The 17,346-nt window shown below is 46.2% G+C and carries 15 protein-coding genes; 8 read left to right on the plus strand and 7 right to left on the minus strand.

Annotation, left to right across the window (positions count from 1 at the left end):
* Positions 1 to 177: 177 nt before the first annotated feature.
* Positions 178 to 615 carry a hypothetical protein gene (locus QT987_RS03895; RefSeq protein ID WP_333237432.1) on the plus strand — a complete coding sequence of 146 codons (438 nt, stop codon included), beginning with the start codon at positions 178 to 180 and terminating at the stop codon, positions 613 to 615.
* A 90-nt stretch (positions 616 to 705) separates the two neighbouring features.
* Here the strand turns inward: QT987_RS03895 and QT987_RS03900 are convergent, their stop codons facing one another.
* Together QT987_RS03900 and QT987_RS03905 are read right to left on the minus strand one after the other, a co-directional pair.
* The gene (locus QT987_RS03900; RefSeq protein WP_333237434.1) at positions 706 to 1,128 is read right to left on the minus strand and encodes a DCC1-like thiol-disulfide oxidoreductase family protein; all 423 of its coding nucleotides are present in this window, start codon (positions 1,126 to 1,128) and stop codon (positions 706 to 708) included.
* A 42-nt stretch (positions 1,129 to 1,170) separates the two neighbouring features.
* Positions 1,171 to 4,251 (minus strand): PAS domain S-box protein, encoded by a 3,081-nt coding sequence (locus tag QT987_RS03905; protein ID WP_333237436.1) that lies wholly within the window; start codon positions 4,249 to 4,251, stop codon positions 1,171 to 1,173.
* A 660-nt stretch (positions 4,252 to 4,911) separates the two neighbouring features.
* On the opposite strand from QT987_RS03905, the gene QT987_RS03910 reads away from it, so the two are divergent.
* From QT987_RS03910 to QT987_RS03935, 6 genes are all read left to right on the plus strand, one after another.
* Positions 4,912 to 6,105, plus strand: a complete 1,194-nt coding sequence (locus tag QT987_RS03910; protein WP_333237438.1) for an NAD(P)/FAD-dependent oxidoreductase — start codon at positions 4,912 to 4,914, stop codon at positions 6,103 to 6,105.
* 125 nt (positions 6,106 to 6,230) lie between these two features.
* Entirely contained in the window at positions 6,231 to 6,959 is a 729-nt protein-coding gene (locus QT987_RS03915) for an HAD-IA family hydrolase (RefSeq protein WP_333237440.1), read from the plus strand.
* Between the two features lie 257 nt (positions 6,960 to 7,216).
* Complete coding sequence (locus QT987_RS03920) at positions 7,217 to 7,840, plus strand: DUF3859 domain-containing protein (protein ID WP_333237442.1); 624 nt, start codon at positions 7,217 to 7,219, stop codon at positions 7,838 to 7,840.
* 72 nt (positions 7,841 to 7,912) lie between these two features.
* The gene (locus tag QT987_RS03925) at positions 7,913 to 9,667 is read left to right on the plus strand and encodes an asparagine synthetase B family protein (RefSeq protein WP_333237444.1); all 1,755 of its coding nucleotides are present in this window, start codon (positions 7,913 to 7,915) and stop codon (positions 9,665 to 9,667) included.
* Between the two features lie 179 nt (positions 9,668 to 9,846).
* Positions 9,847 to 11,067 (plus strand): decarboxylase, encoded by a 1,221-nt coding sequence (locus QT987_RS03930; RefSeq protein WP_333237446.1) that lies wholly within the window; start codon positions 9,847 to 9,849, stop codon positions 11,065 to 11,067.
* A gap of 236 nt (positions 11,068 to 11,303) precedes the next feature.
* The gene (locus QT987_RS03935) at positions 11,304 to 12,617 is read left to right on the plus strand and encodes a hypothetical protein (protein WP_333237448.1); all 1,314 of its coding nucleotides are present in this window, start codon (positions 11,304 to 11,306) and stop codon (positions 12,615 to 12,617) included.
* A gap of 316 nt (positions 12,618 to 12,933) precedes the next feature.
* Here the strand turns inward: QT987_RS03935 and argJ are convergent, their stop codons facing one another.
* The 4 genes from argJ to rpsF form a co-directional block, all read right to left on the minus strand.
* Positions 12,934 to 14,175: a bifunctional ornithine acetyltransferase/N-acetylglutamate synthase gene (argJ, locus tag QT987_RS03940; RefSeq protein WP_333237645.1), complete on the minus strand. Its 1,242-nt coding sequence runs from the start codon at positions 14,173 to 14,175 to the stop codon at positions 12,934 to 12,936.
* A gap of 313 nt (positions 14,176 to 14,488) precedes the next feature.
* Positions 14,489 to 14,629 carry a hypothetical protein gene (locus tag QT987_RS03945; protein WP_015176121.1) on the minus strand — a complete coding sequence of 47 codons (141 nt, stop codon included), beginning with the start codon at positions 14,627 to 14,629 and terminating at the stop codon, positions 14,489 to 14,491.
* Positions 14,630 to 14,690: 61 nt separating this feature from the next.
* Positions 14,691 to 14,885, minus strand: a complete 195-nt coding sequence (locus tag QT987_RS03950; protein ID WP_006631905.1) for a hypothetical protein — start codon at positions 14,883 to 14,885, stop codon at positions 14,691 to 14,693.
* A gap of 820 nt (positions 14,886 to 15,705) precedes the next feature.
* The gene (gene rpsF, locus QT987_RS03955; RefSeq protein ID WP_006631907.1) at positions 15,706 to 16,041 is read right to left on the minus strand and encodes a 30S ribosomal protein S6; all 336 of its coding nucleotides are present in this window, start codon (positions 16,039 to 16,041) and stop codon (positions 15,706 to 15,708) included.
* Between the two features lie 15 nt (positions 16,042 to 16,056).
* On the opposite strand from rpsF, the gene QT987_RS03960 reads away from it, so the two are divergent.
* Positions 16,057 to 16,974 carry a carbohydrate ABC transporter permease gene (locus QT987_RS03960; RefSeq protein ID WP_333237450.1) on the plus strand — a complete coding sequence of 306 codons (918 nt, stop codon included), beginning with the start codon at positions 16,057 to 16,059 and terminating at the stop codon, positions 16,972 to 16,974.
* A gap of 125 nt (positions 16,975 to 17,099) precedes the next feature.
* Here the strand turns inward: QT987_RS03960 and QT987_RS03965 are convergent, their stop codons facing one another.
* Entirely contained in the window at positions 17,100 to 17,300 is a 201-nt protein-coding gene (locus tag QT987_RS03965) for a hypothetical protein (protein WP_333237454.1), read from the minus strand.
* Positions 17,301 to 17,346: the final 46 nt, after the last annotated feature.

A 17,346-nucleotide genomic window follows, 5' to 3' on the forward strand; every position in this document is an offset into this window, starting at 1 on the left:
ACCGCGTCTACACAAACGAAGTCTGCCTCCGCAGACTAAGAGGGAGTAACACAATTTTTAAAATTTGTCAATCTCTAATTATCTTTTAAAAAGTCCGCTGTTCACAGTCTACATTCGGCAGTATGCAGTTACATTATTAGCTAAATGTAATAACTATATTTGATAGGAGTATTTCGAGTGAACGCTGCCGAACAAGCCAAAAATATAGAAGTTGCCAGCAAAATTGCTGCGGTTGTTAATTTATTCAAGTCCGAATTCCCGGATGCAAAAGTCGATTTGAAACCTTGGATGAATGACGAGGATACTAGAGAACTTGTCGATCCAGATTCGATCGACATTGGCTTCCATTTTCCCGGTAGAAGCCGCTTGTTGCAAAGCCGCAGCATTTTGATTCAAATCCGATTTTACCAAGATCCGGTGGAAGGATATCGGCGGGCGATCGGAGTTGAGGCCGCCGGTTACGATCATAGTGGTCAGCAGTGGCACTTTTCTACTGTGGAAAATTGGAATTTTCTCGGCCTAACCGAACCTGCGGTGGAGTCGGCGCAAAAACTCAAAGACTTTTGCCAGCAGATTTTTGATTTGTTTAATCAATCAATCGATTTTAGATTTTAGATTTTAGATTTTAGATTGAAGGTCAATCGGCGATTGAAATCGGGCAACCACGGGGGGATTGCCCCTACGGAAACGAAGGTGGATTTGGTATTAGTCCCGATTGTCGCAATTGCCGATCGACTTACAGCCAACTGGATAAACAGATTTGTAAGTAGTCGATCGCTTGCCAAACAAAGTATAGCGGTTATCGCGGACTTGTTCGTACACGCGATCGCCCATCCACTTCATCCCCGGCATTGCCCGATAAGCAGCCACAAAAACCTCGCCAGCAGGCAATATCCGTCCGATTTCCTCCGCCGCATCGCTGCCCTGCCAGCGGCGTTCCGGGGTGTTGCCATCTATCAAAATCATCCCCATTTCGCAGTCACCAGACGTAATCCCAAAGTGATTTAATTGCTCTAAATCTTGCATGGAAATATACTCAAAATTCTGGCCTTTATCTAAGTTTTCTAGTAACTGCACCAAGGTAACGCAGAGATTGCAATTGCCGTCGTAAATTACGTTATATTTCATTAGTTGACTGTTGACTGTTGACTGTTGACTACTGACTACTGACTACTGACTATTCCCTACAGGAATCTCGATCGCAAATTCCGTACCTTGACCCGGTGCAGAATCGCAATGAAGCTGCCCGCCGTGCTTTTCCACTACAATTTGATAGCTAATAGACAGCCCCAAACCAGTACCTTTACCGGGTTCTTTCGTAGTAAAAAACGGATCGAACAGCCTTTCGTGAACATCTATCGGAATCCCCGGGCCGTTGTCAGCAATCCTAATCACAATATGAGAAGGATGCCGAATCGAAGTATCAGAAACAGCAGAATCGGGTGGCATCAAAGCATCCTGTTCATATTTTACCTCCGTACAAATCCGCAGCGTCGGCGAAGGACAATAAGGAATAAGCGCCTGTTCCCCCTGCGCCCACTGTCCAGTCTCCATTGCCTCTTCCAAAGCATCAATTGCATTGCCGATAATATTCATAAATACCTGATTCAACTGTCCTGCATAACACTGTACGCGGGGCAAATTCCCGAACTCTTTGATCAGTACAATTTTAGGATGCCCTGCCGTTTCTTTCAACCTGTGTTGCAAAATCAACAAAGTGCTTTCAATCCCTTCGTGAATATCCACCTGCTTTTGTTCGGCTTCATCTAATCGCGAAAAATTCTTCAGTGACAGCACAATTTGACGAATTCGCTCTGCTCCCATTTTCATCGAATTTAAGAGGTTCGGCAAATCTTTGAGCAGAAAATTTAAATCAACATCATTTATTTCTTGTTGAATTGCCGATGTTGGTTGCGGGTATTCCTGCTGGTAAAGTTGCAGCATTTTTAGCAAGTCTTTAAAGTAATCGTCAGCGTGCATGACGTTGCCGTAAATAAAGCTAACTGGATTGTTGATTTCGTGAGCAACGCCAGCGACTAATTGCCCCAAACTTACCATTTTTTCATTTTGAACCATCATGCTTTGAGTTTTATGCACATCCCGCAGGGCTTTTGCCAATTCTTGATTTTTAGCCCTCAATTGACTTTCGGAAAGTCGCACCGCTTCTTCTGCGTGTTTGCGATCGGTAATATCTTTACGAATTGCTACATATTGATGGGGTTCGCCGTTGGTATTTAAGAAAGGTACAATGGTAGTATCCAACCAGAATAATGTGCCATCTTTAGCTTGATTTTTCATTTCTCCTCGCCAAACCTTTCCCTGGCGGATGGTTGACCAAAGCTCCTTGAAAAAATCGGCTGAGTGATAGCCAGAATTGACAAGTCTGTGGGTTTTGCCAATCAGTTCTTCTCGGGAATATTTAAAGAGTTCGCAAAATTGATCGTTGACATAGGTAATGGCTCCGAATTCGTCGGTATTCGAGACAATTGCCGATTGATCCAAAGCAAATTTTTCAAATTCCAACTCTTGGAGAGTTTGGCGCAATTCTGCTTCGGCTTGTTTGCGATCGCTAATATCGGTAATCATCCGCAACACCCCGGAAAATTCGCCCTCACCGTCGAACATCGGCGTCGCCGAGACGATCGCCCACAAGTGAGATCCGTCTTTGCGAGTAAACTTAAAATCGTGGCGTTCGCGAATGCCTTGCCGCCGGCGCTGGACGTAACTTTCTGCTATTTTCCTAGACTCGCAGTCGATAAACTCAAATAGCGATCGCCCCAGCATTTCCTCCACAGTATACCCCAGCATTTCGGCCATCATGCTGTTAGCAAAAGTCGTGATACTTTCGCTGTCAAACATCCAAACGCCCTCCGAAGCCGTCTCGACAATGCAGCGGTAATAATTCTCCCTCTCCCTGACTGTTGCCTCTGCTTGCTTGCGATCCGTAATATCAGTTTGTACCGCAATAAAACCTTCTAGTTCGCCATTTTCTTGATAAATTGGGGCGATCGAAAGCGCCACCCAATAACCCTTTCCATCCTTGCTGTAATTGTATATTTCCTGATTAAACGGCACGCCCGCAGCCAAAGCAGATCGCAGTTGAGCAATAGTTACCGGGTCTGTTTGAGCGCCTTGCAGTACATCACCCGGTTTTTTTCCCTGCATTTCTGCCAGCACATAACCGCTAATCCGAGTAAATCCTTCATTCACCCATTCAATGCAGCCTTGAGCATCAGTAATAATCACACCATTTTGCGTTTTTTGAGCCACAATGGCCAAGCGCAACAATTCTGTTTCAGTTTTTTTGCTTTCCGTAATATCTTCAGCAATACCCAAAATGTACTTAGGCGCGCCCGATTCGTCAAACAAAGGAACTTTTTTTGTGTGCAAAATCCGCTTGCCTCGGTGCGGAAGTTCGATAGTTTGTTCGGGCAAATCTACGCCTTTTCTAGTTTCCAGCACTTCTAAATCTTGTGCTTGCAAGTAATTGGCCTGAACTGACTCCAACAAGTCAGCAGCATTGTTTAAAATCACTTCATCCCTGGAATAGCCAAACAATTCTTCGCTAGCAGTATTCCAATAAATAAATTTTTGCTCTACAGCATCTTTAATAAAGACGCTAATTGGTAGATTTTGCAGTACCGCATTCAGAAAATCTTGAGTGTTTCGCAGGTTTTCCTCAGCTCGCTTTCGTTCCGTAATATCCAAAATTACTCCGTCGAGATAAACAACCCGACACTGAGAATTTGCGATCGGCGAAACCGGCGAAACTGGCAAAACCACAGCCGACAAAAAGCCCTCAATTTCTCCTTGTTCCTCTTGTTTTCCTCTATCCTCTTCCGCCTCGCAGCAAACAGCTTTGCCTTTTTCGTAAACCCAGCTAATAGCGCCGTCAGCCCGGACAATCCGGTATTCAAGGATGTACGGAGTTCTGGTTTCTACACTTTTTTTGACAGTAGCATCCACATTTTTGCGGTCTTGAGGATGGATAATGCTGGCAAAAGAACGGACGCGATCGTTGATAAAATCAGAAGAAGGATAGCCTGATATTTCTTGAACAGCCTCGCTCAAAAACGCCATTGTGCGTGTTAATTCCTCCTCGTCCGTATACTCGCAGGTACAGCGGTAGACAGCACCAGGAATATTAGCTACTAAATTTTTATATTTTTCTTCGCTTTTTAACAAAGATGAGCCGTCTTCCTTATTGGGATCGCCGTTCTTAAATTTAGAAGAATTAGAGGAAATTTGCATGATTTTTTCACTTGTGAGTGCGGGGGCAAGTGTTAGAGTAGATTACCCTATAAAAAGTGAATTAAATTGGCGAAATAATTCGTTATAAACTAATATAGTACAAAATTAGTTCTGCGAACATTCAGAAAATTTGAGGGTGGCTAATAGGTAGAGCTAATCAAGGCTATAAAGGTAGAAAACAGTTCGGAAACGCATTGTCTAACGGATTTAATGGATTTAACTCACGCCCAGAGCACAATTATCAAGAACAGGCAAGAGGCCTGTTCCACAACAAGTGCATTTTCTTGTGAAGAGAACTATTATCAAGAACAGGCAAGATGCGTGCGTAAGTCCTGCCTTATTGAGAATGGTGCAACATATGAGTTAAATTCACATCTTGCACCATTCTCAATAAGCCTTTTCTGAACAGGCAAGATGCCTGTTCCACAAAGAATAGATTTTCTTGTGGAACAGGCATCTTGCCTGTTGCTGACAATGGTGCAACATCTCAGTTTAACGGATTTAACGAATGGATGTTGAGGTTCGAGGGAAATAGGGAAGATTTTCTCACTTTCCCACTCTGCGACTCTCCCACTCCCCCACTCCCCTTCCCCACTCCCTCACTCTCGTTAGAATAAGATAAGTTTCCTTGCTACCGACCAGCCCCTCAAACAAAAAACCATGACTCAACAACAACCCCGGATTTGCATTCTCGGCGGAGGCTTCGGCGGACTCTACACAGCCCTGCGCTTGAGTCAGTTACCCTTCTCCAAAACCGAAAAACCCGAAATAGTCCTAGTTGACCGCCGCGATCGATTTTTGTTCGTTCCCTTGCTGTACGAACTCCTGACCGGCGAACTCCAAACCTGGGAAATTGCCCCCCCGTTTGCCGAACTCTTGGAAAACACAGGTGTGCGCTTTTGTCAAGGTACTGTCTCCGGCATCGATGTGGAGCAAAAGCGAGTGCAGTTACACGACGGGCCAGAAATTCCGTGCGATCGCCTGGTTTTAGCTTTAGGCGGCAAAACCCCTCTAGATATGGTCAAAGGTGCCGTTGAATATGCTTACTCATTTCGCACTCTCGACGACGCCTACCGCTTAGAAGAAAGACTGCGGTTTTTAGAAGCCAGCAACAACGACAAAATTCGGGTGGCGATCGTCGGCGCCGGTTATTCAGGAGTAGAATTAGCTTGTAAATTAGCCGATCGACTCGGAGAAAAAGGTCGCGTGCGGTTAGTTGAGCAAGGGGACATGATTCTGCGGACATCACCGGAGTTTAACCGCCAAGCCGCCACCCAAGCTTTAGAAAAACGGAAAGTGTGGATCGACTTAGAAACAGCAGTAGAGGCGATCGAAGCAGACACAATATCCTTACTTTACAAAGGACAATTAGATGTTCTCCCCGTAGACATAGTGCTGTGGACAGTAGGAACTCAAGTTAGTCAAGCAGTGCGATCGCTACCCCTCAAACAAAACCAGCGCGGTCAATTAATAGTCAATCCGCAGATGCAAATTATCGACCATCCAGATATATTTGCCTTGGGAGACTTAGCTGAATGTCACGATGCAAATGGTCAAAAAGTCCCCGGAACAGCCCAAACAGCCTTCCAGCAAGCTGACTACACCGCATGGAACATTTGGGCCTCCCTGACCGGCCGCCCATTACTTCCTTTCCGCTATCAGCCCCTAGGAGAAATGATGACATTAGGAAATGACAACGCCACCCTAGCCGGTTTAGGAATTAAACTCGACGGACAACTAGCCCACATTGCTCGCCGCCTAGCCTATCTCTATCGGATGCCAACATTTGATCATCAGCTAAAAGTTGGTTTCAATTGGATTAGCAAGCCGATTCAGGATTTGCTGAAAAGTTAGTTAACTGTTAACTGTTAACTGTATTTATTAGTCCGCGCAGGCGGACTTTGTTTGTATAGTAGCGGTTTAAACCACCCAAAAACCTGACAAATAACAAATAACAAATAACAAATAACAAATAACAAATGACCAAAGTAATTTTTTTAGACGCCGCAGGTACACTATTTGATGTTCGCGGTAGCGTCGGCGAAGTCTACGGAGAACTAGCCAAGAGTTTTGGAGTAACAGTTAAAAGCGAAGAGTTAAATGCAGCCTTTTTCCAAAGTTTCGCCTCAGCAAGCCCGATGGCATTTCCAGGGAGAGAAACGGCAAAAATTCCCCAATTAGAATTTGAGTGGTGGCAAACAGTTTCCGCAAAAGCATTCCAAATAGCAGGCATTTTCCAGCAATTTTCTGACTTTCCCAAATTCTTTGTCGAACTCTACGCTCATTTTGCCACCGCCGAACCTTGGTTCGTCTATGCCGACGTATTGCCAGCATTAAATAAGTGGCAGCAACAAGGAATAGAATTAGCAGTAGTCTCGAATTTCGATTCCAGAATTTATGCAGTATTAAAAGCACTAAATTTAGCTGAATATTTCACATCAGTGACAATTTCCACCGAAGTTGGCGCAGCCAAACCCGATTCTCAAATTTTTACCGCCGCTTTGCAAAAGCACAACTGTATTGCGGAGAATGTGTTGCATATCGGCGACAGCTTCAAAGCTGATTATTGTGGTGCTAAAAATGCGGGATTAAACGCAATTTGGTTGAATCGCCAACAGGAAAAAATCAATTCAGGCAAATTGCCTTTAAGTGAAACAAAAATAGAAGTGTGCAGCAGTCTTGATTTTATAATCGAGGTTCTTAAATAGAGGACTTAGCGATAATGTGTAGGGTGCGTCGCTGTCAGAGATTCAATAAAAATTGGAGAGTATAGATGGCGACGCACCTTACCATAGCTTTTACATGAATTTTATGAGGTTAAGGTTAGGATTTTTATGAATTGACTTTGAGAGCTGTTTATTGAATAATATGAGTAATTTAACCGCAGAGAGCGCAGAGGGCGCAGAGGAAGAGAAGAGAAATGTGATGTGATTTTTATATCTAATTTTTACTGGGAAGGAACTCTATGGAACCTCGACTCACTCAAACTCAGTTAGCACAGGTAGTCGCTGAAATCGACAAGTTATCGCAGCAGCGCGAGTTAGAATTGGAACCCGATCAGGTAAGAGAAATTTTACGGGAGTTGAATCTGCCTGATGAGCTTTTAGAAGATGCGATCGCCCAAATGCGCCGCCGCGAAGTCCTAGAAAAACAGCAGCGACGCAACCGCTGGATCGCGATCGCCTCGACAGCGTGTGTCATATCTGCGATCGGTATAGGCGTGCTGTTCGGGCAAAATCAGCAGCAGCAAACTGCTCAAATTGTCGCAGGAGAAGACCGAATTGCCCTATCTCAAAAGGGCGGTGACAGCCTTACTCAAGTCAACCGTCAAATCAATCCCCGCGTTTACTATCAGGTGACGTTGCAAAATGCTCTGATCGGTCGTGAGTTGTCTTTACAATGCGACTGGATTAATTCTAGCGGTCAAACTGTGCATCAGGGCAGGTATCAAACTCGCACGATCGATACTGCGGTTTGGAATACCCACTGCTTTTACGATCTCGGATCTGCTGCGGCCCCAGGCAAATGGGAAGTTCGGATGTCCCTGGATGGGCGCGTCATCAGCAGTGAACCTTTCACGGTGAAATAAATAGACTTATCCAAAAAAGCCTGTTTTGAACAGGCAAGATGCCTGTTCCACAATGATTATGGGAGATATCTAATGGGTGCGATCGACAAACCTGCACATTTCATCGGCTATTGGGGACTGGACGATCGCACAAAAACGCTCAGCCGTTTAGTCCCAGATTACTGCATTCGGCAGGGCAAATTATCAGAGTGGGCGATCGCCTCTGCATCAATCCTCACGGCTGACACAGTGACGCTGAATGCTTGCGGGCGATTTGGGCCAACCGATTTACCGGGAGATGCTTGGGCCGCGGTAGAAGGGAAACAGCTAAGGCTGGGGCGCGATCCGTTTGGGCGAGTGCCGTTGTACTGGATGCAGTTGGGAGAAACGATTTGGTTTTCGACGCAAATGCAATTGCTGCTACCGCTGATTGCTTCCCCTCAAATTAGCCCGATCGCCCTACACAGTTATGCTTGTTTTTCCTACGTGCCCACGCCGTTAACGCCGATCGAGCAAATTGCATCCGTAGCAGCCGGAAGCGAGATGATTTGGGAAATCGCCGATATTAAGGATCTGCCGAAAGTGAGATCGCTGCCTTCAGCTTGGCAAGAAGCGCCCCAACTACTGCGCCGTGAGGATGAGGCGATCGCACAATTGCAAGGGCTGTTGCAACAGGCGATCGATCGACAAGTGGCCGATTTGCCGATCGACGAACCCGTGGGCGTTTTACTCTCCGGCGGCATCGATTCTTCCCTGGTAACGGCGCTGCTAGTGAAAGCAGGCTTGCAGGTGCGCGCCTATGCCCTCGATTTTGGTGTCGAAGCCTATTCCGAACTGCCCTACGCCCAACAGGTGGCGGACTTTTTTCAGATTCCGCTGATCCGAGTGGCGGCGACGGGCGATGCAGTGTTGCGGGCGATCGGGCCAACCGCCAAAGCCCTCGATTTACCCTATGGAGATGGCACGACGGCTGCGCTGTTTTTGCTCAAACAGGCGGCGGCGCAAGACGTGCGAGTTGTATTCAATGGCGAGAATGGCGATCAGTTATTTGCCGGATGGACAAACAAGCCTTTGATTGCACACGGAGTTTACACGGCAGAACATCCGGCCGGAAAAGAAACTTTTGAACAGCAGTATTTGCGGACGTTTCAGCGATTTTATGGTTATGAAAAACAGATTTTTTCGCCAGAAATGCTCGATCGCATCCAGTCTCACGATTTGAGCGTTTATCTGCAAGACGCGATCGATCCCGGTTGTTTGTCGAAGAGGTGTCCTTCCCTGCTAGCGAGGCTGCGGCGGGCTTCGCTGATGCTCAAAGGTGCCCAAAATATTCAGCCGAGGGCAACGGCATTGGGGTTTGCTTGCGGTTTGTGGGTGCGATCGCCCTTCTGCGACCCCGACCTCACGGAGTGGACGTTTCAACTCCCTGGCGAGCTGCTACTGCAAGGTGCGTGCGAAAAATACATCCTCAAAAAAGCCTCCGAACGCTGGTTGCCACCGGAAATTGTCTGGCGGGAAAAGCGCGGGATGGGAGTCCCGTTGAAGGTTTGGTATTACCGGGAGTTTTGGGCTGCGATCGGCGATCGGCTGAATCCGAATCTGTTGCGATCGCAAAATTGCTGGCAGCCCCATTTGGCTGACTCGATGTTATCGGGACAACTCGGAGTTGCCATGCGCGATCGCTATATTGGCAATAATCTCTGGTTGCTGCTGATGTGGCAGGCATGGCGAACCGAGGTTTTAGGCGAAATTCCGGTTAAGCGATCGCTCGATCATGTGTTTTGGTTGCCACCGGCGATCGGGCAACGCATTTGGAAATATCGAAGGAGGTTGATGGTTGATAGTTGACAGTTGACAGTTGATATGGGCGGGGCGGGTTTATAAATTTGTTGGCTTTGAATTTGAGAATAATGGTGAACCCGCCCCTACAAGATATGGAATTATATCAGACAGATCCATCGGACTTGATATAACCTCCGTTACATCCGTTAAATCCCGTACATTCCTCGTTGCCAAACTTCTTCCTTATGACGGAATCTTTGCTACAGAATGAAACCAAAACTCATTCGCCGCCGTTCTCCGAAGCAATGGCCCAGCGACTTTTGTCAACTTATGGTTCGCCTTTATATGTGTATCAGGCCGATATCCTCCGTCAAACCCTTGACGATATTACCCGATCGATCGACTATCCGCACGTTCAGTTTCATTTTGCTAGCGTCACCAACGGCAATATTGCTCTGTTGCAATTGATTCAGCAGGCTGGTTGGGGGCTACACGCGAATACACCGGGGGATGTTTTTTTGGGACTGAAAGCGGGTTTTACGAGCGATCGCATTGTCTACACCGGCAGTAACCTCAACAGGGCGGATATTCAGCAATTGATTGAATGGAAGATCGATCAATTTAACTTCGATTGTCTGTCCCAACTCCAAGATTTTTGCGAATATTCCGGGAGTCAACCGCGATCGATCCGTGCCGAAATTGGACTGCGCCTCAACTCACCAGAATTGACGGGAGACAGTCGGATTGGAGTGCGTCCCGCCGAATTCGAGAAAGCCAACGAAATCGCGCAGCAGCAGGGGTTGAGGATTACCGGATTGCATTTTTATAGGGGGACTGGAACTAACGCCACGAGTGCTTTTACGCAGGCGATCGATCGGCTAATTGCGATCGCCCAACTGTTGCCCGATTGGCGAACCCTCGATTTTGGCGGTGGTTTTGGCTATCCCTATCGAGGCGGTGCGGTGTTTGACTGGCGGGAGTTTGGTGCGGCGATTACTGAACGATTGAGTGCGCTATCTCGCCCGATCGAGTTGGTGATTGAACCGGGACGATCGGCGATCGCAGGTTGTGGCGTTTTGCTTGCGAAAGTTGTTTCGGTGAAGTGGTTGGGCGACAGGCAAATTGTCGGCGTGGATACGACTGTATCAAATCTATCGGTACCTGCGGTGCACGGGGGCTATCGGGCGATCGCAACTTGGGAAACTGGCGATGTATCGCGGCATGAAACGGATATTTGCGGCAACACAACTTATTCGCGGGATTATTTGGGGCGCAACTGTTGGCTACCCAAACTCAAAACTGGGGATACGATCGCAATTTTGGATAGCGGGGCTTACGGCTATGCGATGTCATCTCATTTTCTGCACCGCCCCCGCCCTGCTGAGGTGTTAATTGATGCTAAGGGCGATCGATTAATTCGACAGCGAGAAGACTATTCTATCTTGTTAAACGGGCAAGTATTTTAAACCTGAGATGTTACACCATTCTTAAGAACAGGCAAGATGCCTGTTCCACAATAAATAAATTCTCTTGTGGAACAGGCATCTTGCCTGTTGCTGACAATGGTGTAACATCTCGGTTGTAACGAAGTTATCTCTCTTCTCTTCCTCTGCGCCCTCTGCGGCCTCTGCGGTAAAATCATTCCAAAACAACCGTCAACGATATAAATCCATTAAATCAATCAGGAGTAACCGAAATGGGAATGAAATGCGTCCAGTGTAATACCGATAACAATTTGCGCGATCGTACCAGGAACTCAGGTCGCTGTAAGAATTGCAATCATCCGTTTGTCTTTGAACCCACTACCGTCACTGATAAAACATTGGCATTCACCGATCCCTTTTTCAAAAAGGCGATCGAAAATATTTCCAGCCAAAATATGTTGTTTTTTACGCACAAACAGTTTTTGTATTTTATTGACCAAAAGCTTAAATCTCGCGCGCCAGAAACCAGTTGGATTTTGACCTACTTCTTGTTTAGCGTATTTGCTGGAACCTTCTCCCTTACCTTCGCTCTTGCTATTTTTTCCTCACAATTCGCAGTTATTATTTCCTTCGCTCTCTACAATTTGATTTGGATATGGCTATTTTTCCACTCCAGCAAATCTCCTGCTCAAGGTATTCGCGGCAGAAGAATTAATGCTAAAAACCTCCAAATTTTAGGGGGAATTATTTTAGTGAGCGGCATTTCAGGAAGCCTAATATTTGATTATTTTCCAGGATACATCGTAGCGATTATACTAGGGCTATTTTCCTACTGGCTCGGCATTTACCAAAAAACTCGCCCACAGATAACGGGTGAAATATTTCTAGTTAATCAAGCGCAGAGCGATAAATGGCTGCGAGACTGGCAAACAGTGAACGGCACATTAGAAAAACTGCTCCCTGCACCTCGTCAAGAAGCTTTACCCGCCAGCATCGATCGCGAAGTTAGCGCCTACAGTTTCGATCGCGCAATTATCTGCGACAGTGACGAAATCGCTCAATTCCTGATTGCCAACAACGTCCATTTTGAAAACAACTGCGCCATTCTTAGTATTAGTGGCTATCCCCAAAGCATCTTCAGTACCGTGATTGAAATGCTGCGGCGCAATACCGATTTAAAAGTCTATGCACTGCACAATGCGAGCCCTGCAGGAGTTCGCTTGGTAAATCAACTGCGAACTAATCCAAACTGGTTTGCGAATCAAGCGGTGACAATTTTTGATTTGGGAATTTCTCCCCGTCAAATCTTAGCATCCCGCGATATGTTTGTGCAGCAATCTCAAACAATCGCACAAACAGCCCGTCAATTACCCGACGCTGTAAGGCAAAGTTTAACAGCAGAAGAACTAGCATGGCTGGATGCAGGCAATTTTGTGGAATTGGAATCGTTTACGCCGCAGCGGTTGTTGCGCGTGGTGAATTATGGGCTTGCTCAGAGTGGCGAACCGCAGGGTAACGAGGGCTTAATATTAGTGGATGATAATGTTGGATATGGTGGCGGCTATGTGTTTGTCTCCGATAGTTTTGGTTAGGGCGTGTTTTCAAGACTTTTTTATTATTAATAATAACCTTAAAAAGTCTTGAAACTTAGTCTGAATAAGATTTTTAGCGCTCTTTTGTTAAAATCCTAAAAAGCTGAGCTCTGTAACGGCTTTAGCGATTTTAAAATGAGGAGGAAAAAAGCTGAGATTAACTTGGTGAGTAAAGGTTTGAGATTTTTTAAATTCCCCCCACGGGGAGGGAATTTAGTTTAAATTGTGTGAAATTTGCCTTCAACTTTCTCTCGTCTGGTTTTGTTTTTGTAGGCGCGGTTTCTAACCACCAGGACTTCTAACCGCCTGGACTTATTTAAGTCGTATACTCCGCATTAATCTTCACGTAGTCGTAACTCAAATCGCATCCCCAAGCTTTCGCAAAACCGCTGCCATTCCCGACACTAACCTGAATTAAAACCGTATCAGCCTTCAAATATTCCCCTTCCGCAGCCGCTTTCATATAATTACTTGCAGCAGCGCGATCGAACTCTTTAGGTTGTCCGTTTTCCATCATCAAAAAATCCCCCAATTGAATCCGCAAATTCTCTTGCTCGAAAGCGACACCAGCGCGCCCAGCCGCCGCCGCAATTCTGCCCCAATTCGGATCGCGTCCGAAAATAGCAGCTTTCACCAAAGAAGAACCGACAATTGTTTTGGCAATTTTACTCGCAGAAACTTCATCTAGCGCGCCACTAACTTGCACTTCCACCAAACAAGTTGCACCTTCGCCGTCACGGGCGATCGCCTTTGCTAAATGCACGCAAACTTCTGTCAGCATCGCCTCTAATTTTTCAGCATCTGCCCCCATTTCTGTAATTGCGGGTGTGCGGGATTGACCGTTTGCCAAAGCAATTAGCGAATCGTTGGTACTGGTATCGCCGTCAACAGTAATTTGATTGAAACTTCTGTTAGCCGCCCGACTCACCATTTCTTGCCACAAATGCGATGACACTGCTGCATCGCAAGTTACAAATGCCAGCATTGTTGCCATATTCGGGTGAATCATTCCCGAACCTTTGCAAATGCCGCCGATGCGGACGGGTCGATCGCCAAACATGGTTTCCAGCGCGATCGTTTTCGGCACTAAATCAGTCGTACAAATAGCCTTAGCCGCCGCATCGGAACCAGTTTCCGATGCCTCAGCAACTAATCGGGGAATTCCCGCCCTCAGCGGCTCCATTTTTATCCGCTGTCCGATGACGCCAGTGGAGGCCAAAAGAATCGATTCTGGAGGAATATTCAGCGCTTCTCCCAACAATTCGGCACTTTCGAGGGCATCTGCCAAACCTTGTTCGCCAGTAGCAGCATTAGCTTGTCCCGCATTGCACAAAATTGCTTTCGCACTGGGTTTAGCTTGCAAACGCTGGCGGCAGTAGTCCACGCAAGCAGCCCGGACAGTGGAGGTTGTGAAGACTCCGGCGGCGATCGCGTCTACCTCTGACAAAATTAAACTTAAATCTGGTAAGCCTGAAGGCTTCAAGCCCGCTGTAATTCCCGATGCTCGATACCCTCTGGGTGCTGTAACTCCGCCGTCAATTTCTTTCCAGTCTGACATCATGACCTCCCTAGTAGCCTTCAATCTGCTGAAAGGGGATTATACCATTTTAGATTTTAGATTTTAGATTTTAGACTTCGGCGTGAGCGCTCAGTCGAACGATTTTAGATTTTAGATTTTAGATTTGCCATTCTTTTGGGCCCAATTTCCCATTCCTCATTCCCAATTCCTAATTCCCCATAAAACTAATCGCGGCTTCCAATCTTGAGTTAGAACTCAAGAAGAAGTCGCGACGGTTTGGTAATTGACATTATTAATTTTTAGCTAGCAAACAACACACTCGATTCAACTATCTCGCCGTTGAAAAAAGGGGTTATTTGCGATCGATACTCGCTGGAGAACCAGCATCTAAACCAACTTCAGCAGCCACACGGCTCAGCATGGATTCCTGACGGTTTTTGACGACGTGTTGATGGCGCATCATCAGGTTGCGGGCTTGTTCTTGAGTGGACATAACTGATTTCTCCAAATTATAGGTAATAACTTCGTAGACAATTGTCGAAATTGAGTTTGCCCTAGCTCATAGTGGCGTTGCTGCGATCGTAGCTGGCTTGAAAGCTGGGCTGCGGTTTGCCTTGAATGTGACCCCAGTAGTGCGTATCTTCCATCCCGACTTCGGTGGCGGTGCGGTTGAGCATGGATTGCTGGCGGTTCTTCACCAGTTGGTGGTGGCGCATCATCAGAGAGCGAGCTTGATTTTCGGTAGACATATGGGGTTCCTCCGTATTCTTTAGATTAATGTTGGGCTTGTTTTTTCTTCTCTTCTATCACTATAACAGACAATTCTGTATCTAAAGCTACCAAATAAAAATTGTCACAAAAGTTTACAATTGGGCTATGGGGCGAGAATCTCGATCGAGGTTGCAGGGAGTGCGATCGACCTTGGGCTAGTTGATTCAGGCCCAACCTCAAGCAGCAGTTGGCAAAATTTGACAATACTCCTCTTCTAAGAGCCACATTTTAGCGGCTACCTAATTGCCAAGGGCAAAAATAACTTTATAGTTTGGTTCAGAGTTATAGATGCAGAATTTTGCCTCTCAAGAAAGTCGAATTTGCCTTAGTTAACAGTAAATTTAATAAGTAGCGAATCACAATTAGATTTACAATGATTAAGCAGCTATGCTCAAGCATAGTCAAGTTTTTTCTAGTCAACTAGATAATAGAGTTGGGCTAAGTGAATCGCCCTCGCCATCCTCAAAAAGCGAGCTTTGTTTGTTGATAAAAATAGATTAAGTCCCAGCAGTCTCCCCACAAAAAAGAGCGATCGTCCTCCCGTAGAAAAACAATCGCCCATTCACCTATAATTTCAATTAACATCAAGTCCCGCCCTTAAAAAACTATGTTCCACAATTCCAGAGCTCCCCCCAGCCTCTTTTTCAGGAGGCTGCCAGGGGGAGCGAAAGGCTCTGACGTTAGTTTTTCAAGTTGTGTGTACAGGGTAGCCCTTAAGAAAGGCGTGCCGGAGAATAAGCGGCCCTAATCGTCAAACAGTAGACTGGTACTACATAAAACGTTAAGTTGACAGGAATGCTACTCGGCGACTTCAGCTTCAGCTTCCGCTTCAGGTGCATCTGGCACATCTTGCTTGATAGTCAAATAGCGAATCACTTCTTCGCTCAGACGCATCGCGCGCTCTAGGGTAAAAATTGCAGCGCCCGGAGCTGTATAGTTCATTTGAACGTATACTCCGTCCCGGTGCTTGCCGATTTCGTAAGCCAAGCGGCGCTTGCCGCGGTGCTGAGTTTCGATGCTTTCAGCACCTTGATCGCGCAAAATAGTTTGATATTTAGCGATCGCCTGGTCTGTCATTTCCTCACCCAAATCTGGGCGCAGAATGTACATAGTTTCGTAAATAAACGGTTTCATGGCAATAATCCCCTTATGGACAACAAGGCTTCTCACGAAGCAAGGACTTATTATCATATCCCAACAATGAACAATCTCAAAACTAAAAAACCAAATTCCCCAAACAACACTCCCTCGCCGTGGAGCACCCTGTGGACGTACAGCATCATGAGCGCGATCGCACTTTTAATGCTGTTTCCCTTGCTGTGGCTGCTCAGCACCTCCCTCAAATCCCCCAACGAAAACATCTTTCAATTCCCCCCGCAACTGTGGCCACAACAGCCAACCCTCGAAAACTTCATCAAAGTTTGGCAAACCAACCCCTTCGGCCGCTACCTTTTCAACAGCACCCTAATTGCCGGTCTCACAGTTAGCATCAACGTCCTCTTTTGTGCCCTCGCCGCTTACCCCTTAGCCCGACTCAACTTTCGCGGTCGCGAAGCCATCTTAATCACGATCGTTTCCACAATCATGATTCCCTTCCAAATAGTCATGATTCCCCTATACATATTGACTGTACAACTCGGACTAAAAAATAGTTATTTAGGCGTAATCTTTCCCGGACTAGCCTCAGCCTTCGGCATATTTTTATTACGACAAGCATTCCTAGCAGTTCCCAAAGAACTAGAAGAAGCCGCCCGCATCGACGGCTGCAGCGAATTAGGCATTTGGTGGCACGTCATGATTCCGGCAATTAAGCCGGCTTTAGTTACTTTAGGAATTTTCGTATTTATCGGTTCTTGGAGCGACTTTCTGTGGCCGCTGCTAGTTTTAGACAGGCCGGAATATTACACTTTACCTTTAGGTGTAGCCAATTTAGCCGGGACATTTTCCTTAGATTGGCGTTTAGTGGCGGCGGGTTCTATTATTTCTATTGTTCCAGTTTTAGGACTATTTTTGCTTTTGCAAAAATACATTGTGCCAACAGAAACTGCGGCAGGAGTCAAAGGATAGAATCAGCACAAAAAATCGGCGTTTATCCGCGTTCCTCTGCGGTTAAAAATTAAAATCTTTTGAACTCAAAACTCACAAAATTTATTTGTGATGTAGGAACAGCCAGCAATCTGCTGGATTGTTTACTACGCTGGGGTTGTAGATACTATCATCGCTTTTGCAAATGCGATCGATGCCGAAGACTGGCAAAAATTGCGATCGCACCTAGCCGGCGAAAGAGATATCGACTCTTCGGAATTTTGAGGAATCAAACAAACTATGGTAATTGTCAGCGACAATCCTGAAGTGCATGGCGGTTTGCGGGGCAAATCGCAATAAAATCTCATTCACAACTGAAATGCGAACTGATTTTTCCTAACTAAAAAATTCCCC

The sequence above is a fragment of the Microcoleus sp. SVA1B4 genome, from assembly GCF_036700545.1.
Classification (GTDB): domain Bacteria; phylum Cyanobacteriota; class Cyanobacteriia; order Cyanobacteriales; family Microcoleaceae; genus Microcoleus.